Consider the following 24,751-nt stretch of genomic DNA (forward strand, 5'->3'; position numbering starts at 1 on the left):
GCGGGGCTGTCAAGGAATGGAGAGGGCCCCCTGCGTGGGGGCCTTTTTTTTGCGATTGGACGGGTCTGCCCGCAGGAGCGGAGGCCCTCAGCGCACCGTGACCGTGACGCAGCCCGAGAGCTTGCCCACCTGTGCGGGCGTCGTGTTGCGGATGCAGAACTTGTCGGCGCCCTTGAAACCGGCTGCAGGCGTGTAGACCAACCCATCGGGTGCCAGCGTGATCGCGCCGGACTTTGGAGCTCTTGTCAGGGCCGTTTGGGTGGCGGGGGTTCTGACGCTTCCCGAAGAATCCATGAACGCCGGATATGCGATCAGGCATGAGCCGTCGCTTGCGCCCATCTCGAACTTGCCGTCGCCCTTGCCGCTGGCCCAGCCTCGGCCAAGGCCGCCGCTGCATGCGGCATGGGCGGCGGAGGTTGCCATTAGGCTGGCGATGAAAAAGGTGGTGACCAAGGTTTTGCGATGCATGGGAAGCTCCGGAAAAATGGGATGGGGGTAATCGGACCTCCATCGTGCCAGAGCGGCGCAAACCCGCATAGATGATTCATGATTGGCCGCGGCGGCCCTCAAAGCCCCCTCGCAGCCTTCCCCGTCAGCGCAGCCATCGCCGGTCCGATCACCTTGCCCACCACCGGGATCAGTGCAAGGCCAAGCGCCAGCCCGAGGATGCCATCGAACAGCGCGGTCACCGCCCAACGCGCCGCGCCCGCCGCGCCAGCGGCCGCTGCGGCGGCCATCTCGGCCATATGTTCGATCCAATGGGCAGGGCCGCTGATCCCGAACCCCTCCAGACCATGCACGATGATCGACCCGCCGACCCAGATCATCGCCGCGGTGCCGACGGCCGACAGCACCTTCATGAACACCGGCATCCCCTTGACGATGCCGCGCCCGGTGGCGCGGGTGGCGGCCAGCCGTCCCCGGCTCGCCATATGCAGGCCGATGTCATCGGCCTTCACGATCAGCGCCACACCGCCATAGACCACCGCCGTAATGCCGATGCCGACGAGCGCCAGCACCGCCGCCTCGGTCCAGAGGCTGCTTTCGGGGATCGCGGACAGGGCGATGGTCATGATCTCGGCCGACAGGATGAAGTCGGTCTTGATCGCGCCGGCGACCTTCTCGGCCTCGAGGTGCCCGGCATCGGCCACCGGCACGTCCAGCGGCACGTCGTGATGCGCCGGGGGGAACAGCCAGTGATGCACCTTCTCGGCGCCCTCGAAGCACAGATAGCCGCCGCCCAGCATCAGCAGCGGGTTGATGGCCCAGGGCGCGAAGGTGGACAGGATCAGCGCCGCGGGCAGCAGGATCAGCAGCTTGTTGCGGATCGAGCCAAGGGCGATCTTGCCGACGATGGGCAATTCGCGCGCCGCCGGGAAGCCATGCACATACTTCGGCGTCACCGCGGCATCGTCGATCACCGCGCCCGCCGCCTTGGCCCCGGCCTTGGCCGCCTGCCCCGCCACATCGTCGAGCGAGGCCGCCGCCACCTTGGCAATCGTCGCCACATCATCGAGAAGCGCCAGCAATCCTGCCATCTGCCTGTCCTTTGTGCCCTGCGCGACCCTAGCCGATGCCCTGCCCGGCGCAAGGGGCGGCGCGCGGGGCCCTGCGTTAGCGCCAACAGGGGATGTTTTCGCTAACATCCTGATTCCGCGGGTTTTCTGCCTCTGCACACGTTGGTATACGAATCCTGAACAGGACCGGCGCGACCCTTCCGCGCCATGCGACTCAGAACAACCCATTAGCGGGAGCGCGCGATATGACCGTCACCATCGGGATCAACGGCTTTGGCCGCATCGGGCGCTGCACGCTGGCGCATATCGCCGAGGCTGCACGCAACGATGTGCAGGTGGTCAAGATCAACGCCACCGGCCCCATCGAGACCAACGCCCACCTGCTGAAATACGATTCGGTGCATGGCCGCTTCCCCGGGCAGGTGCGCGTCTCGGGCAACACGCTCGACCTTGGCCGCGGGCCCATCGAGGTGATGTCGACCTACAACCCGGAAGAACTGGACTGGGAAGGCTGCGACGTGGTGCTGGAATGCACCGGCAAGTTCAACGATCGTGACGCCGCCGCCATCCACCTGACCCGCGGCGCCAAGCGGGTGCTGGTGTCGGCCCCCGCCAAGAACGCTGACAAGACCGTGGTCTACGGCGTCAACCACCGCAGCCTGACCGCCGAGCATCTGGTGGTGTCGAACGGCAGCTGCACCACCAACTGCCTCGCGCCGCTGGCCAAGGTGCTGAACGACGCCATCGGCATCGAGCGCGGGATCATGACCACCATCCACAGCTACACGGGCGACCAGCCGACGCTGGACCGCCGCCACAGCGACCTCTACCGCGCCCGCGCCGCCGCGATGGCGATGATCCCCACCTCGACCGGCGCCGCGAAGGCCATTGGCGAGGTGCTGCCCGAGCTGAAGGGCCGGCTCGACGGCTCGGCGATCCGGGTGCCGACCCCCAACGTCTCGGCCGTGGACCTGACCTTCGAGGCGGGCCGCGAGGTGACGGTGGAAGAGGTCAACCGCGTGGTGCGCGAGGCGGCGGCCGGCTACATGGGCATGGTGCTGTCCTATGATCCGGAACCCAAGGTTTCGATCGACTTCAATCACACACCCTATTCGTCTATCTTCGCCCCGGACCAGACCAAGGTCGTCGGCGGGCGCACCGTCCGCGTGCTGGCATGGTATGACAATGAATGGGGTTTCTCCTGCCGGATGGCCGATGTGGCCGGGGCGATGGGGCGGCTCCTGCACTGAAGGAGCCCGGGGGGCCACGCGCCCCCGACCATGACCAACGCTATCGCCATCGCGCTTGGGGCGCTGATCCTGCTGATCTTCATCGTGGACGCGCTCGCCTTCGGCGGCACCTTGCCGGTGTTCATCGGCCTCAAGCTGGCAAACCTCATCGAGTATCTCGCCTTCTGGCGATAGTGCGGCTAGGCTCCGGTTGAGCTTTTCCGCGCTATCAAGCTGTTAGCGCAAACCTGCGGGGCCGGACGGGCATCCGCATACCGGCTGCGTGGCCAGAGGAGATGGATGATGACGGTAAAGGTGGCAATCAACGGTTTTGGCCGGATCGGGCGCAACGTGCTGCGCGCAATCGTGGAATCCGGGCGCACCGATATCGAGGTGGTGGCGATCAACGATCTGGGCCCGGTGGAAACCAACGCCCACCTGATCCGCTTTGATTCGGTCCATGGCCGCTTCCCCGGCGAGGTGACGACGACCGCGACCAGCATCGACGTGGGCCGCGGCCCCATCGAGGTGACGGCGCTGCGCAACCCGGCCGAACTGCCCTGGGGCGGTGTCGACATCGTGCTGGAATGCACCGGCATCTTCACCGACCGCGACAAGGCGGCGATCCACCTGGAAAACGGCGCCAGCCGGGTTCTGGTCTCGGCCCCTTCGAACGGCGCCGACAAGACCATCGTGTTCGGGGTGAACCATGACACGCTGACCGCCGCCGACACCATCGTCTCGAACGCCAGCTGCACCACCAATTGTCTCGCCCCGGTGGCGCAGGTGCTGCATGACAGCATCGGCATCGTGAAGGGCTTCATGACCACCATCCACAGCTATACCGGCGACCAGCCGACGCTGGACACGATGCACAAGGACCTCTACCGCGGCCGCGCGGCTGCGCTGAGCATGATCCCCACCTCGACCGGCGCCGCCAAGGCCGTGGGTCTGGTACTGCCCCAGCTGAAGGGCAAGCTCGACGGCGTCGCGATCCGGGTGCCCACCCCGAACGTGTCGGTCGTGGACCTGACCTTCGAGGCGGCGCGGGAAACCACCGTGGAAGAGATCAACGAGGCGATCAAGGCCGCCGCCGCTGGCCGGCTGAAGGGCATCCTGGGCGTGACCGCGCTGCCGAACGTGTCGATCGACTTCAACCACGACCCCCACAGCTCCACCTTCGCGCTGGACCAGACCCGGGTGATGGAGGGCACGTTCTGCCGGATCCTGACCTGGTATGACAACGAATGGGGCTTCTCCAACCGGATGAGCGACACCGCCGTGGCGATGGGCAAGCTGATCTGAGCTGCGCCCGCATCTGAGCCAAATATTTCGCGCCGGTAACGAAAACTTATCGGCGCGAAGGTTTTCCGGCGCCCCTATCCAAGCTACTGATGACGCATGGATTTGGTCGTTATCATCGCCATCGTCGCCGCACTGTTTCTGGTGATCGGCCTCAGCGAGCCGCTGGCGGCAAAGCTGCGCCTGCCCTATTCGGTGATCCTTGCCGCGGTGGGCATCGCCATCGGCGCCGCGGCGACGTTTTTCTGGCGCACCGACCTGACCGACGCGCTCAATCCGGTGGCGCTGGCGATCCTCAACCTGCCGATCCGGTCCAACGTCTTCCTCTATGTCTTCCTGCCGACGCTGGTGTTCCAGGTCTCGCTTGGCCTGAACCTGCGGCGGATGCTGGATGACTGGGTGCCGGTGCTGGTGCTGGCCGTGGTCGCGGTGGTGGTGGCGACGGTGGTGATTGGCTTCGCGCTTTTGCCCTTCGCAGGGCTGCCGCTGGCCGCCTGCCTGCTGATCGGCGCCATCGTGTCGACCACCGATCCGTCCGCCGTGGTCTCGATCTTCCGCGCGACGCCGGCCCCGCAGCGGCTGGCGCGCATCGTCGAGGGCGAGAGCCTGCTGAACGACGCCGCCGCCATCGCGCTGTTCGGGCTGTTCGTGGGCTTTGTCACCGTCGGCGCCGAGGATCCCGACCTGCTGGCCGGGCTGATGCGGTTTCCCTGGATCGTGGCAGGCGGCATCCTGGCCGGCGCGGTGGCGGCGCGGGTGGCGGTCGAGATCATCGCGCGGATGCCGGCGCATCCCTTGGGACAGATCTCGGTCAGCGTGGCCCTGCCCTACCTCACCTATATCGGCGCCGAGCAGCTGAATGCCTCGGGCGTGATCGGCGTCGTCGTGGCGGGGCTGACGCTGAACCTGCTCGCGCCCGGACGCTTCTCGCCGGCGCTGACCGCCAATCTGCGCGACACCTGGGACCTCCTGGCGCATTGGGCCGGCTCGCTGATCTTCGTGCTGGCGGCGCTGCTGATCCCGCGGCTGCTGTCGGATGTGCGCGCCTTCGATTTGGTGCTGGTCGGCATCGTGGTGCTGGCGGCCTTCGCCGCCCGCGCCGCGATCCTGTTCATCGTGCTGCCCTTGCTGACGATGGTCCGCCTGTCACCCAAGGTGGAACGCCCCTACCGCGTGGCGATCCTCTGGGGCGGGCTGCGCGGCGCGGTCACGCTGGCGCTGGCGCTGGCCGTCACCGAAAGCCGGCTGGTCCCGCCCGACATCAAGCGGCAGGTCGGCATCCTGGCCACCGGCTTCACGCTGTTCACGCTGATCGTGCAGGGTACCAGCCTGCGCCGGGTCATCGCCTGGCTGGGGCTCGACAAGCTCTCGCCGCTGGACACCGCGCTTGGCAATCAGGTGATCGCCGTCGCCCTGCAGACGGTGCGCGAGGGCGTGGCGGAAACCGCGCGCGACTTTGGCCTGAACCGCGACATCGTGCGCGACGAGGCCAAGCGGTTCGGCGAGCGGCTGGATGTTGCGGTGCGCCGCGCCGATGGCATGGAGGATATCCTCGACCGCGATCGCATCACCCTGGGGCTGGTGGCGCTGGCGGGGCGCGAGCGCGACCTGATCCTCGAGGAGTTCCGCCAACAGGTGATCCCGGCCGAACTTGCCGAACGGCTGCTGGCCGGCGCCGACCGGATCATCGAGGCGACGCGGGCGAACGGGCGCACCGCCTATCGCGCCGCGGCGCGGGCCAACCTTGCGACCGGCTGGCGCTACCGCGCGGCCGAGGCGCTGCACAATCGCGCGGGCCTCGGCCGCCCGCTGGCCCGGCTGACCGAGGACCGCTTCGACATGCTGGTGACGCTGGGGATGATCCTGCCGGACCTGCACGGCTTCATCAACGACCGCATCCGCCGCATCCACGGCCGCCGGGTGGCGGACCTTCTGCACGAGCTGCTCGACCGCCGCGCCGAGGAGACCCAGAAGGAGCTGGAGGGCCTGCGCCTGCAATTCCCCGGCTATGCCGAGATGCTGGAGCGCCGGCTGATCCGCCGCACCACCCTGCGGCTGGAAGAGCGGGAATATGATGCGCTGACCGAAGACGGGCTGATCGGGCCCGAGCTGCGCGCGACGCTGGGGGATGAGATTGCCCGCCGCCGCGGCACGCTGGCGGCCCGCCCGACGCTGGACCTGAAGCTGCAGAAATCGGATCTGGTGGCGCAGTTCCCGCTGTTTTCCGACCTCGACGCCAGTTCGCGCAAGATGCTGGCCAAGCGCCTGCGCACCATCTATGTGCCGCCGGGCGAGGTGATCTTGCACCGTGACGGCATCCCGCGGCAGGTCTGGTTCATCGCCTCGGGCGCGGTGGAAACCGTGACCGCGGGCACCAAGCACCGGCTGGGGCGCGGCGAGATGTTCGGGCAGTTGGCGCTGCTGGCGCGGATGCGGCGGCGCACGCAGGTGGTGGCGATCACCCATTGCACGCTGCTGGCGCTGGACGAGGCCCGCTTCCGCACCCTGCTGGAGAAAAGCGCCCCGCTGCGCCGCGCCGTGGTGGACAGTGCCGCCCGCCGCGGGGTTAAGCTGGACCCGGCCCTGTTCGCCAAGGCCGGGGGCACCTCCGGCACGGCGGCCGCGCTGGCGTTGACGGTGGCGGAGGCGAAGGCGGAGGCGAAGGTAGAGGCGGCGGAGGCCGAAGCCGCACTTGCCCTGCCGGAGCCGGAAGCCGCCACAGCCGCGTCGACACGGCCCGAGAAGACCACGGCCGAGCCTGCAAGCAGCGCAGCGCCGCTGCCGGACACCCCAGCAGTCGCAGCGCAGGGCGACACGCCTGCAGAACCGGAGCTCTTGCCGGAAATCCCCGCAGCGGCCGTGCCAGCGGCGCCCGAGGAGTCCACCGAACCGGCAGAGCCCGAGCCCGCCGAAGCGCAAGACCCGCTCAGCGCGGGGCGCGGTTGAAGCGTTCGGTCAGCGCCACCACCACCGGTGCCGGCACGAATTGCGACACGTTGCCCCCCAGCCGGGCAATCTCTTTCACCAGCTTGGACGCGATCGCCTGACGGCGGGCATCGGCCATCAGGAACACCGTTTCCACCCCGGCATCCAGCGCCCGGTTCATGCCGACCATCTGGAATTCGTATTCGAAATCCGCCACCGCCCGCAGCCCGCGGATGATGACGCTGGCGCCCACGTCGCGGGCGCAGTCGATCAGCAGATTCTCGAACGGATGCACCAGGATCTCGGTGCCCGATTGCGCGGCGATGCGGGAGATCTCGTCCTCGACCATCCCCACCCGCTCCTCTAGCGTGAACAGCGGGCCCTTGTCGCGGTTGATGGCGACGCCGATCACCAGCCGGTCCACCAGCAGCGAGGCGCGCTCGATGATGTCGATATGCCCCAGCGTGACCGGGTCGAAGGTGCCGGGATAAAGGCCGATGCGCATGCTGTCCCTCCAGTTGGCGGGCAGGACCGAAGTCTTCACGCCGCGCCCGAATTTTCAGCACGCAACTATATTGCCCCGCCAAATGCAAGCGCCGCGTTGCAGCACCCCTGGCGGGGCAGGTCTTGTGCGGGCGTCAGTTGCCCATGATCATCCCGGTCAGCGCCTCGCGCTCCATCGACAGTTCCGACAGCCGCGCCTTGACCACATCGCCGATCGAGATCAGGCCGACCATCTCCTCGCCTTCCATCACCGGCATGTGGCGGAAGCGGCCCGCACTCATCTTCTCCATCACCGTCACGGCGTCGTCCTCGCGCCGGCACGACACGATGGACCGGGTCATGATCGCCTCCACCGGGTCCGACAGGCAGCCGGCGCCGCGGCGGCCAAGCTCGCGCACGATGTCACGCTCGGACAGGATGCCAAGCACCGCCTTGCCATCGGGCGAAACGATCACCGCACCGATACGGCGGGCCGACAGCACTTCGGCCACCGCAGCGAGGCTCCAGCCCGGCGCCACGGTGACGACGCCGTCATCGGCCTTCGATTTCAGAATCTGGTGAACAAGCATCGAGTCCTCCTCTACCCAATTGCACGCCTCCTCGGGGGGACAGCGTCCGCCGGGGGCGGCAGTCTGTCAAGGGCGTGGGGCGCAGGGGGGGCCTTTCGGCTGAGTTTGGTCGGTGGGAGGGAAGCGAAGGGGCACCGGCACGTCCTGCAGAGGGCGGCGCCCGTCCGCCGGGTGCGCAAACGCACCCATCCACTCCCTTCTTCTTGTCTTCTTGCCCGGAATCAAGGCGCTTCAGCGCCGCCGGGCAGCGCCCGTCCGCCCCCTCGGGCGGGCGCTACTGAACGGTTCCGCCTAGAAATTCGGTGGAGGTAAGCCGCACCATAAAGCACCTAGAACTGCCCTTGCTCGCCCACCCGGCGGACGGGCACTGCCCTCTGACGGTGTTTCCCCTTACTGCCCCGCCGCCAGCGCCTCGAGCCGCGCCACCTCGCGCCGCAGCCCCAGGGTCAGCGCCTCGGCAAAGCGGGTCATCCGGTCCGACCTGCGGTCATCGGCATGGCGGATCAGCCAGAAGGACCGGGTCAGGGCCACCTGCCCCGCCAGCACCCGGCGCAGGCCCGGCGCGAAGGGCATGGCGAAATCATGCACGATGCCGATCCCGGCCCCGGCGCGCAGCCACATCAGTTGCACGGGCACGGAATTGGACCCCAGCGGCACCGTCCCCACGCCAAGCTCGGCCAGATAATCCAGTTCCTTGTCGAAGATCATGTCGGGGATATAGCCGACCAGCCGGTGCCCCTGCAGATCCTCGCGGCTGGTGATGGCCGGACGCGCAGCCAGATAGCCGGCATCCCCGGCAAGGCTCAGCCGGTAGTCGGTCAGCTTCTGCACGGTCAGCCGCCCGGCCTCGGGCGGGCTGACGGCGACCGCCATGTCCGCCTCGCGCTTGGACAGGTTGAACACCCGCGGCAGCGCCACGATCTGCACCTCCAGCCCCGGATTGGCATCGCAGATCGCCGCCGTCACCTGCGGCAGCAGGTAGTTCGCGCAGCCATCGGGCGCCCCCAGCCGGATCTGGCCGCTGAGCCCCGCCGCCGCCCCCGCCAGATCCTCGGCCGCGCTTGCCATCGCCCGCTCTGCCGCCTCGGCATGGGGGATCAGCCGCCCGCCCGCCTCGGTCAGCCGGTAGCCCTGGGCAGAGCGCAGGAACAGCGGATGCCCAAGCGAATCCTCGAGCCGCGCGATGCGCCGACCGACCGTCGCCGCATCCAGCCGCAGGCCGCGCCCCGCGCCCGACAGGCTTTCGCTGCGCGCCACGGCCAGAAAGATCCGCAGGTCATCCCAATCCGCCATCCGGCGCCCCTTTGCACCTTTGCAAAACGATTTTGGGAAACTGACGCTTTGCGCCGCAGAAATGCAAGCCTATGGTGGCGCCAACCAGCACTTCGGGAGGAATGTCATGGAAACCATCGGTCACTGGATCAACGGCAAGCTTGTGGCGGGCACGTCCGGCCGCTTTGCCGATGTCTTCAACCCCGCCACCGGCGATGTGCAGGCGCAGGTTGCCCTCGCCAGCCCCGCAGAACTCGACGCCGCCATCGCCGCCGCCGCCGAGGCGCAGGTGAAATGGGGCGCGACCAACCCGCAGCGCCGCGCGCGCGTGATGATGGAGATGGTGCGCCTCATCAACCGCGACATGGACAAGCTGGCCGAGAAGCTGTCCTCGGAACATGGCAAGACCTTCCCCGATGCCAAGGGTGACATCCAGCGCGGGCTGGAGGTGATCGAGTTCTGCATCGGCGCGCCGCACCTGATGAAGGGCGAGTTCACCGACAGCGCCGGCCCGGGCATCGACATGTATTCGCTGCGCCAACCGCTTGGCGTGGCCGCGGGCATCACCCCGTTCAACTTCCCCGCCATGATCCCGCTGTGGAAGATGGGCCCGGCGCTGGCCGCGGGCAACGCCTTCATCCTCAAGCCGTCGGAACGTGACCCCTCGGTCCCGCTGATGCTGGCGGCGCTGTTACAGGAGGCGGGCCTGCCCGATGGCGTGCTGCAGGTCCTCAACGGCGACAAGGAAGCCGTCGACGCGATCCTCGACAATGACACGGTGCAGGCCATCGGCTTTGTCGGCTCGACCCCGATCGCGCAATACATCTATGCGCGCGGCTGTGCGAACGGCAAGCGCGTGCAATGCTTCGGCGGCGCCAAGAACCACATGATCATCATGCCCGATGCCGATCTCGATCAGGCCGCCGACGCGCTGGTCGGCGCCGGGTTCGGCGCGGCCGGGGAGCGCTGCATGGCGATTTCCGTCGCGGTGCCGGTCGGGGATGCCACCGCCGATGCGCTGATCGAGAAGCTGATCCCGCGGATCGAGCGGCTGAAGGTCGGCCCCTGGACGGCGGGCGACGATGTGGATTACGGGCCCGTGGTGACTGCCGCCGCCAAGGCCAATATCCTGAAGCTGGTGGAGTCGGGCGTCGAGCAGGGCGCGAAGCTGGTCGTCGATGGCCGCGGCTTCAGCCTGCAGGGCTATGAGGATGGCTTCTTCGTCGGCCCGCATCTCTTCGACCATGTGACCCCCGACATGGACATCTACCGCAAGGAGATCTTCGGGCCGGTGCTGTCGACCGTGCGCGCCCAAAGCTACGAAGAGGCGCTGAAGCTGGCGATGGACCATGAATATGGCAACGGCACCGCGATCTACACCCGCGATGGCGACACCGCCCGCGACTTTGCCAACCGGATCAACGTCGGCATGATCGGCATCAACGTGCCGATCCCGGTGCCGCTGGCCTATCACACCTTCGGCGGCTGGAAGAAATCGGTGTTCGGCGACCTGAACCAGCACGGCACCGACGCCTTCCGCTTCTACACCCGCACCAAGACCGTCACCGCGCGCTGGCCCTCGGGCCTCAAGGAAGGCGCCGCGTTCAACTTCAAGGCGATGGACTGACTTGCGGCGGGGCCTTGCGGCCCCGCGAAATCGCTCCAGTGGAGCGTTTTCAGCAAGTCAGGCCCGAAGCGCAAGCGAAGGGCTGGCGCCGCGGATCAGACCTTCAGGCGTTGCAAAACTCCTGCAAGGTTCGCCCGCTAGACGACGATCACACCGACGGAGGGGAGGCTGTCATGGATTTCGCACTCAGCGAGGAGCAGCAGGCCATTTTCGACATGGCCTACGGCTTTGGCCAGGAACATATCGCGCCCTTCGCCCGGCAATGGGAGGCCGAGGGCACGATCCCCAAGGCGCTCTGGCCCAAGGTGGCAGAGCTCGGCCTTGGCGGCATCTATGTGTCCGAGGATGTCGGCGGGTCAGGCCTGTCGCGCCTCGATGCCACGCTGGTCTTCGAGGCGCTGGCGATGGCCTGCCCGGCGGTCGGCAGCTTCCTGTCGATCCACAACATGTGCGGCGGCATGATCGACAAGTTCGGCAGCCCCGAAACGCGCGCCGCCTGGCTGCCCGCGCTGTGCAGCATGGAGAAGATCTTCTCCTATTGCCTGACCGAACCCGGATCAGGTTCCGACGCGGCCGCCCTGCGCACCCGGGCCGAGAAGACCAATGACGGCTACCGCCTGACCGGCACCAAGGCCTTCATCTCGGGCGGCGGCTATTCCGATGTCTATGTGACCATGGTGCGCACCGGCGAGGACGGGCCCAAGGGCATCTCCACCGTCATCGTCGAGGCGGGCGCGCCGGGGCTCTCGTTCGGCGGGCTGGAGGACAAGATGGGCTGGCGCGCGCAGCCGACGCGGCAGGTGCAGTTCGACGATTGCCCGGTCCCGGCCGAGAACCTGATCGGCGAGGAGGGCCGCGGTTTCGCCTATGCGATGGCCGGCCTCGATGGCGGGCGGCTGAACATCGCCGCCTCCGCCCTTGGCGGCGCGCAGGCGGCGCTGGACGCGACGCTGACCTACATGGCCGAGCGGAAGGCCTTCGGCCGCCCGATCGACCAGTTCCAGGCGCTGCAATTCCGCCTGGCCGAGATGGAGGTGAAGCTGCAATCCTCGCGCATCTTCCTGCGGCAGGCGGCGTCGAAGCTCGACGCGGGCGCGGCCGATGCGACCAAGTTCTGCGCCATGGCCAAGATGTATGTGACCGACGCCGCCTTTGCCGTGGCCAATGACTGCCTGCAGATGCATGGCGGATACGGCTACCTTGGCGATTACGGCATCGAGAAACTGGTGCGCGACCTGCGCGTGCATCAGATCCTGGAAGGCACGAACGAGATCATGCGCCTGATCGTGGCGCGCGAGATGCTGGCGGGGACACGATGACCGAAGACCTGCACATCCGCATCGAAGGCCGCGCCGGGCGCATCACCCTCACCCGCCCCAAGGCGCTGAACGCGCTCAGCCACCCGATGGCGCTTGCGCTGGAGGCGGCCATCGACCTCTGGCGAGACGATCCCGCCGTCGATCTGGTGATCCTCGACGCGGAAGGCGAGCGCGCCTTCTGCGCGGGCGGCGACATTGCCGATGTCTACCGCGCCGGAAAGGCCGGGGATGACACCGCGGGCCGCGACTTCTGGCGCGACGAATACCGCATGAACGCCAAGCTGGCGGAGTATCCAAAGCCCATCATCGCGCTGATGCAGGGCTTCGTGATGGGCGGCGGCGTCGGCATCGGCTGCCATGTCCGCCACCGCGTGGTCGGCGACAGCACCCAGATGTCCATGCCCGAATGCGGCATCGGCCTGATCCCCGATGTCGGCGGCACCCTGCTGCTGGCCCGCGCCCCCGGCCAGCTTGGCCGCCTTCTGGGCCTCACCGGCACCCGGATGGGCGCGGGCGACGCGATCCACGCGGGCTTTGCCGACCACTACCTGCCCGAGGCGGAGTGGCCCGCCCTCATCGCCGATCTCTGCGCCACCGGAGACGCCGGCCGTGTTGCCGCCCGCGCCCTGATGGCCCCCGCCAGCCCGCTGGCCGAGGCCGCGGCAGGCATCGATGCGGCATTCTCCGACACAGACATTGCGCAAATCGTGCAGCGACTCGGGCAGCACCCCGAGCCCTGGGCCACCGACGCGCGCAAGGCGATCCTGCGCAACTCGCCGCTGTCGATGGGCTGCACGCTGGACCTGCTGGACATGCTGGCGCCCAACGACGGCATCCGCGAGGCGCTCACCAACGAATTCCGCTTCACCTTCCGCGCCGTGGCAGACACCGACTTTCTGGAGGGCGTGCGCGCCCAGATCATCGACAAGGACCGCAGCCCGCGCTGGCGCCATGCCCTCGGCACGGTCACAGCGGAAGAACGGCAGGCGCTGCTGGCGCCGCTGGGGCCGGACGACTTGAGCTTCTGAGGAGGAGAGACCATGAAGATCGCGTTTCTGGGACTGGGCAACATGGGCACGCCGATGGCCGCCAATCTGGCAAAGGCCGGCCATGATGTGACGGGCTATGACCCCGCCACCCCGATGCCTGCGGGCGTCACCGGCGCGATCAGCGCGGCGGGCGCGGTGCAGGATGCCGAGGTGGTCATCACCATGCTGCCCAATGGCGCGATCCTGCGCAGTGTGGCGGCCGAGGTGATCCCGGCCATGGCGCCCGGCGCGGTGCTGGTCGATTGCTCCACCGTCGATGTGGACAGCGCCCGCGCCGTGGCCGAGCAGGCGGCCGCTGCGGGCCTCGCCGCGCTCGATGCGCCGGTTTCGGGCGGCGTCGGCGGCGCAACCGCCGGCACGCTCACCTTCATGGTCGGCGGCCCCGATGCCGCCTTCGCCACCGCCCTGCCGCTCTTCGAGGTGATGGGCCAGAAGGCGGTGCATTGCGGGGGGCCAGGTGCCGGGCAAGCGGCAAAGATCTGCAACAACATGATCCTCGGCGTCACCATGATCGCCACCTGCGAGGCCTTTGCGCTGGCCGACAAGCTGGGGCTCGACCGGCAGAAGATGTTCGACGTCGTCTCCACCTCCTCGGGCTATTCCTGGACAATGAACGCCTATTGCCCGGCGCCGGGGGTTGGCCCGGCCAGCCCCGCGGACAACGGCTACAAGCCCGGCTTCGCGGCGGAACTGATGCTCAAGGACCTGCGGCTCAGCCAGCAGGCGGCGGGCTCGGCCGATGCCGACACCCCGATGGGCGCGCTGGCGACGCTGCTCTATGAAAGCTTCGTCGAGGCGGAGGATGGCCGCGGCATGGACTTCTCCGCCATGCTGCCCCGCTTCGAGAAGCGCAGCCGCGGCTAGCCGCCCCCCCCCGCGCGACTGCGTGCAAACCAGAAGCAGCCCCGCGCGACCGATTGACCCGGCCGCGCGCGGGGCTGATTTGGCGCAGGACATCGGTCCCCGGAAATCATATAGTCGGATTTGCATATTATCCGTCCAAGGGGGACAAGACCATGTTCAACACCAATGTCGGCGGCATCGACCGCATCTTGCGCGTGGCGGTCGGCCTGGCGCTGATCGCCGCGTTCTTCCTCAATTCCGAAGGCCAGTATCGCTGGCTCTACCTGATCGGCATCGTGCCGCTGGCCACCGGCCTGCTGCGCACCTGCCCGCTCTATTCGATCTTCGGCCTCAGCACCTGCCCGCTCAAGCGCTGATCCCGCGCCGACACACCCCGCCAAAGGGCGATCCGCAGCACCCCGCGGGCCGCCCCTTCCCGTTTGCGCTATACATCCGCGCACCAAACGTGTAATGGCGAAGCGCGCACAAGCTGCGCCACCCCCGTTTCCGTTTCTGCCGGTCCCCGGCGGCCCCTTTGGCCCCCGCGCCCTGCCCCGTTCAGCGAAAGCCCCCCATGATTGAATTCGACGGTATCCATCCCGCATTGTCCGAAGCCCTGACCGAGAAGGGCTATACCAGCCTGACCCCGGTGCAGGAGGCGGTGCTGGACCCGGCCGTCGCAGGGGCCGACCTGCTGGTGTCGGCGCAGACAGGCTCGGGCAAGACCGTGGCCTTCGGCCTTGCCATGGCCGCCGACCTGCTGGGCGAGGATCGCCGCTTCAGCCACGCCGCCCTGCCCGCCGCGCTGATCGTGGCGCCGACGCGCGAGCTGGCCCTGCAGGTCCGGCGCGAGCTGGAATGGCTCTACACCCCCGCCGGGGCGGTGATCGCCTCTTGCGTCGGCGGCATGGATGCCCGCAGCGAACGGCGCGTGCTGGAACGCGGCGCCCATATCGTCGTCGGCACCCCCGGGCGCCTGTGCGACCACATCCGCCGCGGCGCGCTCGACATCTCGGCACTGAAGGTCGCCGTGCTGGACGAGGCCGACGAGATGCTGGACCTCGGCTTCCGCGAGGATCTGGAGTTCATCTTGCAATCCGCCGCGACCGACCGGCGCACGCTGCTGTTCTCGGCCACCGTGCGCCCCGAGATCGCGCAGCTGGCCAAAAGCTACCAGCGCGATGCCAAGCGCATCTCGACCGCCGCCGAGCGGGAACAGCATCTTGATATCGAATACCGCGCCTTTGCCGTCGATCCCGGCGACCGCGAGAATGCCATCGTCAACGTGCTGCGCTTCTACGAATCCAGCCGTGCGCTGGTATTCTGCGGCACCCGCGCCACCGTCAACCATCTGACGGCGCGCTTCGTGAACCGCGGCTTCCCGGTGGTGGCGCTGTCGGGCGAGCTGAGCCAGCAGGAACGCAGCCACGCCCTGCAAGCGATGCGCGACGGCCGCGCCCGCGTCTGCATCGCCACCGACGTGGCCGCGCGCGGCATCGACCTGCCGGGGCTCGACCTGGTGATCCATGCCGACCTTCCGACCAACAAGGAAACCCTGCTGCACCGCTCGGGCCGGACGGGCCGCGCCGGCAACAAGGGCACCAGCGCGCTGATCGTGCCGGTGAACGCCCGCAAGAAGGCCGAACGTCTGCTGGGTTGGGCGAACATCGCCGCGATCTGGGGCGCCGCGCCCTCGGCCGAGGAAGTGCTGGCGCGTGACGCCGAACGGATGATCGCCGACCCCGCGCTGCACGCGCCCGTTGAAGAGTCCGAAACCGAGGCCCTCGCCGCGCTGATGGCCCTGCCGCCCCGCGCGCTCGCCGCCGGGTTCTACAGGCTCTGGGCCGCCGGCCGCTCGGCCCCCGAAGACCTGCGCCCCGCCGGTGACGGCGCCAAGCGTGAACGCAGCGAGTTCGGCCCCAGCTTCTGGATCTCGCTGCCCGTCGGCCATGAACAGCGGGCCGAGGCGCGCTGGCTGCTGCCGATGCTCTGCCGCTCGGGCGACCTGACCCGCACCGATATCGGCGCGATCCGGGTGGGGCGTGAGGAAACCGCGGTGCAAATTTCGACCACCGCCGAGGACCGCTTCTTCGGCGCCATCGGCGCGGCCGGCACGCTGGAAGACGGCATCCCGGTCACCCGGATGGCGAAGGCCCCCGAAGGCCTGCCCGGCAACCCCGACGCCGCCCCGCGCCCGGCCCGCAAGCCCTATGAGGGCAAGCCGCGCAGCGATGAAGGCGCCCCGCGCGCCTATGAGCGCAAGGAGGCCGCCCCCCGCGCCACCACCTGGTCGCCGGCCCCCGCAACCGGCCCGTCCGACACCGGCGAGGCCCCGCGCAAACCCCGCCACAAGGCCGCCGCCCGCGCCGAAGGGCCCGCAGGGCCCCATGCCGCCAAATCCGGCTGGGCCAAACCGAAGCCGAAGCCCGACACCGCCAGCAAAGGCCCTGCCAAGCCCGGCGCGAAATACGGCACCCGCTCGGACCGCCCCGACAGCGGCGCGAAACCCTGGAAGCCGAAGGGCAGCTGATCCTCGGAAATGGATGAACTGGAAGGGGCGCGGCCGAAAGGCGGCGCCCTTTTCGTTCGGGTCTGGTCCCCGCCCGCCAATCGCCCGCCCGCCTCAGCGCGCGACGACCTCCACCCGGCGGTTCAGCGCCCGCCCCGGGTCGGTGGTGTTGGGGGCCACCGGCGCCAGCGGGCCCACCCCCGCCGGCACAGCGCGGCTGGCAGCGATGCCATGCCCGGCCTCCAGCGCCGAGACGACAGCACCCGCCCGGGCGCGCGACAGCTCCAGATTTGCCTCCAGCGTCCCGACGCTATCGGTATGGCCGACCACATAGATCGACAGTTCGGGCCGCGCCGCCAGCAGCGCGGCGATCTCGGTCAGCGCAGGCCCGGATTCCGGCAGCAACGCCGCGCTGCCGAAGTCGAAATAGATGTTGTCGATGGCGATCCGCCCCTCGGCATCCAGCGCCGATCCCATCGCCGCGGCGTCCAGCACCCGGACATTGCCGGTCTGCAGCGCATCGGCCTGCAGCACCTGCACGTAGTGGTTCGACTTCTCCACCCCAATTGAGACCCAGACGGTTCCGCCCTCATAGGGAATCGTGCCGGTGAGGTAGCGCACATCGCCGCCGATGCCGAGGTTCATGCCGTTGCGCGGCATCCAGCCACCATCCGCGCCATTGCCGCATCCCTTGCGGGTTTCGCACTCCCAGTCCTGGGCGAAACCGCGCGCGGCCAGCGCGGCCTCGTAGTTGCGCAGGATTTCCAGGGTGGAGCGGCCCTCGGGATTGCGGAACCGCCGCAGGCTCACCCTCCCCTCGAAGGGCACCGCCTGCACCGCGCCCTCGGCAAAGCCGGTGACGCGCTGGCTGGTCCCGAAGGCCTCGTCGATGCGGTTTCCGGCGTGTTCCTCCGACCCGGCATAGGGCTCGATGACAAGGGTCAGATCGGTCTGCGACAGGGTCGGCGTGGCGAGAAGCAAGGCAAGAGACAAGGAGCAAGCGAAACGGGCCAGCATGGAACACCTCCGGGCTCGGAACGCACAAAGGGTAAACGAGGCCCGAAGCGGTTGGCAACTGGAATTGGGTTGGCGGGGTCTGCCCCCGGCGCGAACACGGGAGATGCGTCCTGCGAGGTCGCAAGCACTCAGCCCGCGCTCAAGGAGGGCAGCGCCCGTCCGCCGGGTGGGCGAGCACCAGAAGTTCTAGGCACTTTATGCTTCAACACCCCTCCACCGAATTTCTGGGCGGAACCGTTGAAAGCGCCCGCCCGAGGGGGCGGACGGGCGCTGCCCGGCGGCGCCAAAGCGCCTTGTTCCGGGCAAGGGACGCCGTGTTCGAATCGTCAACCGTCCTTTCCCCTAAGAGGGACGGGTTGGCCACCAACTAGCCCTTATCCATCCATTCCCGCGCCAGTGGCTTGTATCGGTCGATCAATTCACTAGTCCAGTTCGCAACTTTTTTCCTCTCATTCTCATCCCTGAAGAAATTTGGGGGGAGATGTCCTGCGGCATGCAAGAGATAAAAACTTGAAACCCGACCTAAAACTCCTTGAAGAAACAAAAAGCCGAGAACGATCTTGTAGGCATTTCCCGAAACCAGCGGATCAGCAAAGTTGCTAACTTTCATCAAAAAGTTTGGAGCACCAGTTTGGAAGCTTATCAAAGCGATCATGATTACTAGCAGAAAATTAGACACTGCCAATGCTTCGTTGGAAAGACTCTCTTGAGTTTTTTGTTCATACTCATGAACTCTCGCCTGCAGCTTTTCATCGGCATTGGCAAATGCGTAGTCGCTGGCGAGTTTCACGCTAACACTATTTCTTCGATTGTGCTGGCTCAATGCCGAAAATATGGGGATGCCTTCGTACTTAAACAGGCCCAGTATCTTCTTGCCACACCATGCCAAGCCGCCGATTATGACATTATACCCAACGAATATCGGGATGATCAACCAGCCGGAAAGCAGCGAGAGAAATACCGCAACGTATAATATCTCGATTGAGTAGCTATCTAGAAAGTCAGTTAGAGAAAAATAGGCTGGCGACTTGCCGGAACGGAGCAGAAAATAAACTTCGACAATCAGAACCCTACTGATGAACCCCGTCGTCATATTTGGCAGGAGGCCATCAATTGGCAGTTTCATGTAGCAAACCTCAGCCAATCCAAGAAAAACTAGCTTGCACTCATCTACAAGCTCTCAGCCTCAACAAAAAATGGCCCAGGCCCCCTCAGAGCGGCCGTATCTTCAGCTTCGCCAGCCGGTTCTCCTTCCGCGACACCACCTCGATATGGAAGCCGTGGAAGCTGAACAGCTGCCCTTCCGAGGGGATGGTCTGCGCCTCGTGGATTACGAGGCCGGCCACCGTGTTCGCCTCCTCATCCGGCAACTGCCAGTCCATCGCGCGGTTGAGGTCGCGGATGGTCATGTTGCCATCCACAAGGTAATCGCCCTCCGGCGTCTTCTTCACCGGATGCTCGCCGGTCGGGTCGAATTCGTCGGAAATCTCGCCGACGATCTCCTCGATGATATCTTCCAGCGTGATCAGGCCCTTGAGGTCGCCATATTCATCCACCACCATCGCGAAATGGGTGCGGCGTTTCAGGAACTCGCGCATCTGCTCGTCGAGCGGCGTGGTCTCCGGCACGAAATACACCGGCATCGCCACCGCCAGCACATCCAGATCGCGGATCGAGGCAAAGTTGCCATCCTCGCCGGTCACGGTCTTTTCCACGGCGCGCAGCAGGTCCTTGGCGTGGATCACCCCCACCACATTCTCGCGCTCGCCTTTATACAGCGGCAGGCGCGTGTGCGGCGAGGCCAGCACCGCCGACAGGATCGCGGCCGGGCTCGCCTCGGCATCTATCATCTCGATCTGGCTGCGGTGCAGCATGATCTCCTCGACCGTACGCTCGGCCAGGTCCAGCGCCCCCAGCAGGCGGTCGCGGTCTTCCTTCTCGACCGTGCCCTCCTGATGGCCGATCGCCAGCGCCCCGGCGATCTCGTCACGGACCGAGAACATCGCGCTGTCCGGATCGGTCTTCACGCCGAACACCAGCAGGATCAGCCGCACGATCGCCCGCACCACCGCCACCACCGGCGAGAGCACCTTGATCAGGATCCGCACCAACCGCGCGACCTTCGAGGCCATCGCCTCGGGCCGCGTGATCGCATAGGTCTTGGGCAGCACTTCGGAAAAGATCAGCACCAGCGCCGTCATCACCAGCGTCGCCACGGCGACGCCATTGGCGCCGAAGAGCTTGGTCAGCAGCGCCGTTGCCAGCGAGGCCGCCAAGATGTTGACGACGTTGTTCCCCAGCAGCAAGGATCCGATCAGCCGCTCGTTATCCTCGGTGATGATCAGCGCCGCTTCCGCCCCCGCCTCGCCCTTGTCGGCCCGCGCGCGCAGCTTGGCGCGCGAGGCGGCGGTCAGCGCGGTTTCCGAGCCCGAGAAGAAGGCCGACATGCACAGCAGCACGATGATGCCGGCGGCGGTCAGCCAGAAGGTGATGTCGAGGGTCGCAGCTTCGGTAACGGGGTCCATGGCGGCAGGGCTCCTTGTGCTGGCCCGTTATGGCGTCAGCGGGGCCCGGGTTCAAGGCCGCGGGGCAAGGGGTGAGAGTGTTTTGGGCTGTTCATGGGAGACTGCCCTTGCCCGGAACAAGGCGCTTCAGCGCCGCCGGGAAGCGCCTACCGCTCCACCGCGCCGCCGCCCGCCACCCAATGCCCCAGCCCGCCGATATTGTAGACCGTGCCATAGCCCATCTGCAGCAGCATCTGCCCCGCCGCCTGGCTGCGCGCGCCCGAGGCGCAATACAGCGCCACCGGCCGTGCCGGGTCCAGCCCCGGCAGCAGCTCGGGGCTCGCCGGATCGCATTTCATCCGCAGCACCGCCAGCGGCACATGCAGCGCGCCCTTGGCCTTGCCGCTGGTGGCAAGCTCATTGCCCTCGCGCACGTCGATCACCGTGATCTCGCCCGCCTTCGCCCGCGCCACCGCCTCGGCGCCCGCAATCGGTTGCACGCGCGGACCGGGGGTCGCAGAGGGGCGCAGGAACGAGAACATGGGGCAAACCTCAAGCCAAAACCGCGCCAGAGGCGCCAGATGCATTCCAATACCAGAATATGAACCGCCCCCGCAAACGCTTTTGCGGCCCCGCAGCATCACGTTCATCTTCTGTTCACTTTTCAGGGTTGGAGACTCAGCGCCCATGCCCTATTTCTTGCAGGTCTGACACCCGGGGGCACTCATGGCCGAGCAAAAGTACATCTCTGTCCGCGGCGCGCGCGAGCACAACCTCAAAGGCATCGACGTGGATATCCCCCGCGATCAGCTGGTGGTCATCACCGGCCTGTCCGGCTCGGGCAAGTCCAGCCTCGCCTTCGATACCATCTATGCCGAAGGCCAGCGCCGCTATGTGGAATCGCTCTCGGCCTATGCCCGCCAGTTCCTCGACATGATGGGCAAGCCCGATGTCGACCATATCTCGGGCCTCTCCCCCGCGATCAGCATCGAGCAGAAGACCACCTCGAAGAACCCCCGCTCCACCGTCGGCACCGTCACCGAAATCTACGACTACCTGCGCCTCCTGTATGCCCGCGCCGGCACCCCCTATTCGCCCGCGACCGGCCTGCCGATCACCGCGCAGCAGGTGCAGGACATGGTCGATGGCGTGATGGCCCTGCCCGAGGGCACCCGCGCCTTCCTGCTGGCGCCCATCGTGCGCGACCGCAAGGGCGAGTATCGCAAGGAGATGCTGGAGCTGCGCAAGCAGGGCTTCCAGCGCGTCAAGATCGACGGCACCTTTCATGAGTTGGAGGATGCGCCGACCCCCGACAAGAAACTGCGCCACGACATCGACGTGGTGGTGGACCGGATCGTGGTCCGCGAGGGGCTGGAGACGCGGCTGGCCGACAGCTTCCGCACCGCCCTCGACCTCGCCGATGGCATCGCCATCCTCGAACTCGCGCCCCCCGCCGACGCGCCCGAGGATTTCGTGTCCGAGCGCATCACCTTTTCCGAAAAATTCGCCTGCCCGGTTTCGGGATTTACCATTCCCGAGATCGAACCGCGGCTGTTCTCGTTCAACGCCCCCTTCGGCGCCTGCCCGGTCTGTGACGGGCTGGGGGTAGAGCTGTTCTTCGACGAACGCCTCGTCGTGCCCGACATCACCCTGAAGCTGACCGATGGCGCGCTGGCGCCCTGGGCCAAGAGCAAATCCCCCTACCAGACCCAGACCATCGACGCCCTCGCCCGCCATTACGGCTTCGACAAGCGCAAGGCCTGGAAGGACCTGCCCGAAGCGGTGCAGCAGGTCTTTCTCTACGGCTCCGCCGAGGAAGAGATCGCCTTCCGCTTCGACGAAGGCGGCCGCGTCTATCAGGTCTCTCGCACCTTCGAGGGTCTGATCCCCAACATGGAGCGCCGCTACCGCGAGACCGACAGCGCCTGGAGCCGCGAGGAGATGGAGCGCTATCAGAACAACCGCCCTTGCGGCGCCTGCAACGGCTACCGGCTGAAGCCAGAGGCGCTGGCGGTCAAGATCGCCACCCTGCATGTCGGCCAGGTGGTGCAGATGTCGATCCGCGAGGCGCATGACTGGGTTTCGACCGTGCCCGATCAGCTCAGCGCGCAGAAGAACGAAATCGCCCGCGCCATCCTCAAGGAAATCCGTGAACGCCTTGGGTTCCTTGTGAATGTCGGGCTCGACTACCTCACCCTGTCGCGCGCCGCCGGCACCCTGTCGGGCGGTGAATCGCAGCGCATCCGTCTGGCGTCGCAGATCGGCTCCGGCCTGACCGGCGTGCTCTACGTGCTGGACGAGCCCTCCATCGGCCTGCATCAGCGTGACAATGACCGGCTGCTGACCACGCTGAAGAACCTGCGCGATCAGGGCAATTCGGTGCTGGTGGTCGAACATGACGAAGACGCGATCCGCCATGCCGATTACGTCTATGACATCGGCCCCGGCGCGGGCGTGCATGGCGGGCGTGTTGTCAGCCACGGCACCCCGGCGCAGGTGCAGGCCGATCCGGCCAGCCTGACCGGGCAATACCTGTCCGGCAAGCGGCAGATCCCCGTGCGCAGCGTGCGCCGGACCGGCAGCGGCAAAAAGCTGGTCGTGTCAGGGGCTTGCGGCAACAACCTCAAGAACGTCACCGCCGAGTTTCCGCTGGGGCTGTTCCTTTGCGTCACCGGCGTATCCGGCGGCGGCAAGTCCACGCTGACCATCGAGACGCTGTACAAGACCGCCGCCATGCGCCTCAACGGCGCCCGAGAGACCCCGGCCCCCTGCGACAGCATCAAGGGCTTCGAGCATCTCGACAAGGTCATCGACATCGACCAGCGCGCCATCGGCCGCACGCCGCGATCGAACCCCGCCACCTATACCGGCGCCTTCGGCCCGATCCGCGACTGGTTCGCGGGCCTGCCCGAAGCCAAGGCCCGCGGCTACAAGCCCGGGCGGTTCAGCTTCAACGTCAAGGGCGGGCGCTGCGAGGCGTGCCAAGGCGATGGGCTGATCAAGATCGAGATGCATTTCCTGCCGGATGTCTATGTGACCTGCGAGACCTGCAAGGGCCAGCGCTATAACCGCGAGACTTTGGAAATCAAGTTCAAGAACAAGAGCATAGCCGACGTTCTTGATATGACGGTCGAAGAGGCGCAGGGCTTTTTCTCCGCTGTCCCCTCGATCCGCGACAAGATGGACGCGCTGGTGCGGGTCGGCCTCGGCTACGTCAAGGTGGGCCAGCAGGCGACCACCCTGTCCGGCGGCGAGGCACAGCGGGTGAAGCTGTCCAAGGAGCTCGCGCGCCGCGCGACCGGCCGCACGCTCTATATCCTCGATGAGCCGACGACGGGGCTGCATTTCGAGGACGTGCGCAAGCTCTTGGAAGTGCTGCATGAATTGGTGGAGCAGGGCAATACGGTGGTGGTGATCGAGCATAACCTCGACGTCATCAAGACCGCCGACTGGATCATCGACATCGGCCCCGAGGGCGGCGACGGCGGCGGCGAGATCGTCGCGGTCGGCACCCCCGAACAGGTGGCCGAGGTCGGGCGCAGCCATACCGGGCGCTACCTCAAGCCCATGCTGGCTGCGCGAAGGGTTGCTGCCGAGTGAGGATCGCCGGCCGTCTGCTGCTGGCGCTGGCTGTCATCGCTGCCCTCGCCTGGACGCTTGTTGCGCTGCAATATCAGTCGGTTGGCCTGTGGCGGGGGCTGGCGCAGGCGGCTGCCGTCGCAGCGGCGTTGATGCTTGGCCGGCAGATCTGGCGCGGGCATGTGGGGCGGGCCTTGGCCGGGCTTCTGGGTGCTGCGGTAGTGGCCGGACTCTGGTGGTCTTCGATCAAGCCGCTGGCGGATCGGGATTGGGCTGAGGATGTGGCGCGCGGAGTTACCGGACAGGTTGAAGAAGACCTTGTAACCATACGGAATGTCAGGGATTTCACCTGGTCCACCCCCGGCACCTTCACCCCCGCCTGGCGCGACGAAACCCTCCGCCTCTCCGATCTGCAAACCGTCGATCTGGTCACCTCGGTCTGGGCCAGTCCCGCGATTGCACATACGCTGATCAGCTTCGGCTTTGCGGGTGGCCGGCACATCGTCTTCTCCGCCGAGATCCGGCGCGAGCGGGGTGAGGCGTTTTCGGAAATTGGCGGGTTTTTCAAGGAGTTCGAGCTGGTTCTTATCGCGGCCACCGAAGCCGACATCGTCCGCCTGCGCAGCGATGTTCGGGGGGAGAGTGTTTCGATCTTCCCCCTGAATCTGACCCCGGATCAGCGCGAGGCGCTGTTCAGAAGTTACATCAATCTCGGCAATCAACTTGCTGAAAATCCACGCTTTTACCAGACCGTCACCAACAACTGCACCACGATCATCTGGCGGCTGGCCCGTACCGTCGATGACCGGCTGCCGCTGGACTGGCGGGTGCTGCTGTCAGGTTACGTGCCCGGCTACCTGCACGACCTGGGGTTGCTGGAGGGGCCGTTGGAACAGGTGCTGCAAGCGGCGCGGATCGCGCCGCAGCCAGATGTCTTGCGGGATGATTTCTCAGGCAAGATCAGGCGCTTGCAGCCCTGAGCTCAC

Annotated in this window: 21 protein-coding genes; 12 read left to right on the forward strand and 9 right to left on the reverse strand. The window is 66.9% G+C overall.

The window, feature by feature from the left end:
- Positions 1 to 87: 87 nt before the first annotated feature.
- Together GVY41_RS16840 and GVY41_RS16845 are read right to left on the reverse strand one after the other, a co-directional pair.
- A complete protein-coding gene (locus GVY41_RS16840; protein WP_161348053.1) occupies positions 88 to 468 on the reverse strand; it encodes an Ig-like domain-containing protein in 381 nt (126 codons plus the stop codon).
- Positions 469 to 566: 98 nt separating this feature from the next.
- Complete coding sequence (locus tag GVY41_RS16845; protein ID WP_161348052.1) at positions 567 to 1,538, reverse strand: DUF808 domain-containing protein; 972 nt, start codon at positions 1,536 to 1,538, stop codon at positions 567 to 569.
- Positions 1,539 to 1,762: 224 nt separating this feature from the next.
- On the opposite strand from GVY41_RS16845, the gene gap (GVY41_RS16850) reads away from it, so the two are divergent.
- The 4 genes from gap (GVY41_RS16850) (at position 1,763) to GVY41_RS16860 (ending at position 6,994) form a co-directional block, all read left to right on the forward strand.
- Positions 1,763 to 2,767 carry a type I glyceraldehyde-3-phosphate dehydrogenase gene (gap, locus tag GVY41_RS16850; RefSeq protein ID WP_161348051.1) on the forward strand — a complete coding sequence of 335 codons (1,005 nt, stop codon included), beginning with the start codon at positions 1,763 to 1,765 and terminating at the stop codon, positions 2,765 to 2,767.
- A gap of 30 nt (positions 2,768 to 2,797) precedes the next feature.
- Complete coding sequence (locus GVY41_RS20135; RefSeq protein ID WP_163535505.1) at positions 2,798 to 2,941, forward strand: hypothetical protein; 144 nt, start codon at positions 2,798 to 2,800, stop codon at positions 2,939 to 2,941.
- Positions 2,942 to 3,049: 108 nt separating this feature from the next.
- Positions 3,050 to 4,051 (forward strand): type I glyceraldehyde-3-phosphate dehydrogenase, encoded by a 1,002-nt coding sequence (gene gap, locus GVY41_RS16855; RefSeq protein ID WP_161348050.1) that lies wholly within the window; start codon positions 3,050 to 3,052, stop codon positions 4,049 to 4,051.
- A gap of 96 nt (positions 4,052 to 4,147) precedes the next feature.
- The gene (locus GVY41_RS16860) at positions 4,148 to 6,994 is read left to right on the forward strand and encodes a cation:proton antiporter (RefSeq protein ID WP_161348049.1); all 2,847 of its coding nucleotides are present in this window, start codon (positions 4,148 to 4,150) and stop codon (positions 6,992 to 6,994) included.
- On the opposite strand, the gene coaD is transcribed toward GVY41_RS16860, so the two are convergent.
- The 3 genes from coaD to GVY41_RS16875 all read right to left on the reverse strand — a co-directional run bounded on the left by coaD (position 6,975) and on the right by GVY41_RS16875 (position 9,339).
- Complete coding sequence (gene coaD, locus GVY41_RS16865; RefSeq protein WP_161348048.1) at positions 6,975 to 7,478, reverse strand: pantetheine-phosphate adenylyltransferase; 504 nt, start codon at positions 7,476 to 7,478, stop codon at positions 6,975 to 6,977. The two genes, GVY41_RS16860 and coaD, sit on opposite strands and share 20 nt — an antisense overlap.
- 133 nt (positions 7,479 to 7,611) lie before the next feature.
- On the reverse strand, positions 7,612 to 8,046 hold the full coding sequence (locus GVY41_RS16870; protein ID WP_161348047.1) for a CBS domain-containing protein: 435 nt from the start codon (positions 8,044 to 8,046) through the stop codon (positions 7,612 to 7,614).
- A gap of 390 nt (positions 8,047 to 8,436) precedes the next feature.
- The gene (locus tag GVY41_RS16875; protein WP_161348046.1) at positions 8,437 to 9,339 is read right to left on the reverse strand and encodes a LysR family transcriptional regulator; all 903 of its coding nucleotides are present in this window, start codon (positions 9,337 to 9,339) and stop codon (positions 8,437 to 8,439) included.
- Between the two features lie 106 nt (positions 9,340 to 9,445).
- On the opposite strand from GVY41_RS16875, the gene GVY41_RS16880 reads away from it, so the two are divergent.
- From GVY41_RS16880 to GVY41_RS16905, 6 genes are all read left to right on the forward strand, one after another.
- Complete coding sequence (locus GVY41_RS16880) at positions 9,446 to 10,945, forward strand: CoA-acylating methylmalonate-semialdehyde dehydrogenase (protein ID WP_161348045.1); 1,500 nt, start codon at positions 9,446 to 9,448, stop codon at positions 10,943 to 10,945.
- A 173-nt stretch (positions 10,946 to 11,118) separates the two neighbouring features.
- Positions 11,119 to 12,264 (forward strand): acyl-CoA dehydrogenase family protein, encoded by a 1,146-nt coding sequence (locus GVY41_RS16885; RefSeq protein ID WP_161348044.1) that lies wholly within the window; start codon positions 11,119 to 11,121, stop codon positions 12,262 to 12,264.
- Positions 12,261 to 13,292: an enoyl-CoA hydratase/isomerase family protein gene (locus tag GVY41_RS16890; RefSeq protein ID WP_161348043.1), complete on the forward strand. Its 1,032-nt coding sequence runs from the start codon at positions 12,261 to 12,263 to the stop codon at positions 13,290 to 13,292. Before GVY41_RS16885 ends, GVY41_RS16890 begins: the two co-directional genes overlap by 4 nt.
- A gap of 12 nt (positions 13,293 to 13,304) precedes the next feature.
- A complete protein-coding gene (mmsB, locus tag GVY41_RS16895; RefSeq protein WP_161348042.1) occupies positions 13,305 to 14,177 on the forward strand; it encodes a 3-hydroxyisobutyrate dehydrogenase in 873 nt (290 codons plus the stop codon).
- 152 nt (positions 14,178 to 14,329) lie between these two features.
- Positions 14,330 to 14,533 carry a YgaP family membrane protein gene (locus GVY41_RS16900; protein ID WP_161348041.1) on the forward strand — a complete coding sequence of 68 codons (204 nt, stop codon included), beginning with the start codon at positions 14,330 to 14,332 and terminating at the stop codon, positions 14,531 to 14,533.
- 197 nt (positions 14,534 to 14,730) lie between these two features.
- Positions 14,731 to 16,686 carry a DEAD/DEAH box helicase gene (locus GVY41_RS16905; protein ID WP_161348040.1) on the forward strand — a complete coding sequence of 652 codons (1,956 nt, stop codon included), beginning with the start codon at positions 14,731 to 14,733 and terminating at the stop codon, positions 16,684 to 16,686.
- 93 nt (positions 16,687 to 16,779) lie between these two features.
- Here the strand turns inward: GVY41_RS16905 and GVY41_RS16910 are convergent, their stop codons facing one another.
- From GVY41_RS16910 to GVY41_RS16925, 4 genes are all read right to left on the reverse strand, one after another.
- Positions 16,780 to 17,682 carry an OmpA family protein gene (locus GVY41_RS16910; RefSeq protein ID WP_161348039.1) on the reverse strand — a complete coding sequence of 301 codons (903 nt, stop codon included), beginning with the start codon at positions 17,680 to 17,682 and terminating at the stop codon, positions 16,780 to 16,782.
- A gap of 367 nt (positions 17,683 to 18,049) precedes the next feature.
- The gene (locus GVY41_RS16915; RefSeq protein ID WP_161348038.1) at positions 18,050 to 18,808 is read right to left on the reverse strand and encodes a hypothetical protein; all 759 of its coding nucleotides are present in this window, start codon (positions 18,806 to 18,808) and stop codon (positions 18,050 to 18,052) included.
- An 85-nt stretch (positions 18,809 to 18,893) separates the two neighbouring features.
- Positions 18,894 to 20,207 carry an HlyC/CorC family transporter gene (locus GVY41_RS16920; protein WP_161348037.1) on the reverse strand — a complete coding sequence of 438 codons (1,314 nt, stop codon included), beginning with the start codon at positions 20,205 to 20,207 and terminating at the stop codon, positions 18,894 to 18,896.
- Between the two features lie 146 nt (positions 20,208 to 20,353).
- Positions 20,354 to 20,728, reverse strand: a complete 375-nt coding sequence (locus tag GVY41_RS16925) for a rhodanese-like domain-containing protein (protein WP_161348036.1) — start codon at positions 20,726 to 20,728, stop codon at positions 20,354 to 20,356.
- 184 nt (positions 20,729 to 20,912) lie between these two features.
- Here GVY41_RS16925 and uvrA point away from each other — a divergent pair, with 184 nt between their 5' ends.
- Together uvrA and GVY41_RS16935 are read left to right on the forward strand one after the other, a co-directional pair.
- On the forward strand, positions 20,913 to 23,786 hold the full coding sequence (gene uvrA, locus GVY41_RS16930; RefSeq protein WP_161348035.1) for an excinuclease ABC subunit UvrA: 2,874 nt from the start codon (positions 20,913 to 20,915) through the stop codon (positions 23,784 to 23,786).
- Entirely contained in the window at positions 23,783 to 24,745 is a 963-nt protein-coding gene (locus GVY41_RS16935; RefSeq protein ID WP_161348034.1) for an Lnb N-terminal periplasmic domain-containing protein, read from the forward strand. Before uvrA ends, GVY41_RS16935 begins: the two co-directional genes overlap by 4 nt.
- The last annotated feature ends 6 nt before the right edge of the window (positions 24,746 to 24,751 follow it).

The organism is Frigidibacter albus, from assembly GCF_009908165.1.
In the GTDB taxonomy this organism is placed as follows: domain Bacteria; phylum Pseudomonadota; class Alphaproteobacteria; order Rhodobacterales; family Rhodobacteraceae; genus Frigidibacter; species Frigidibacter albus.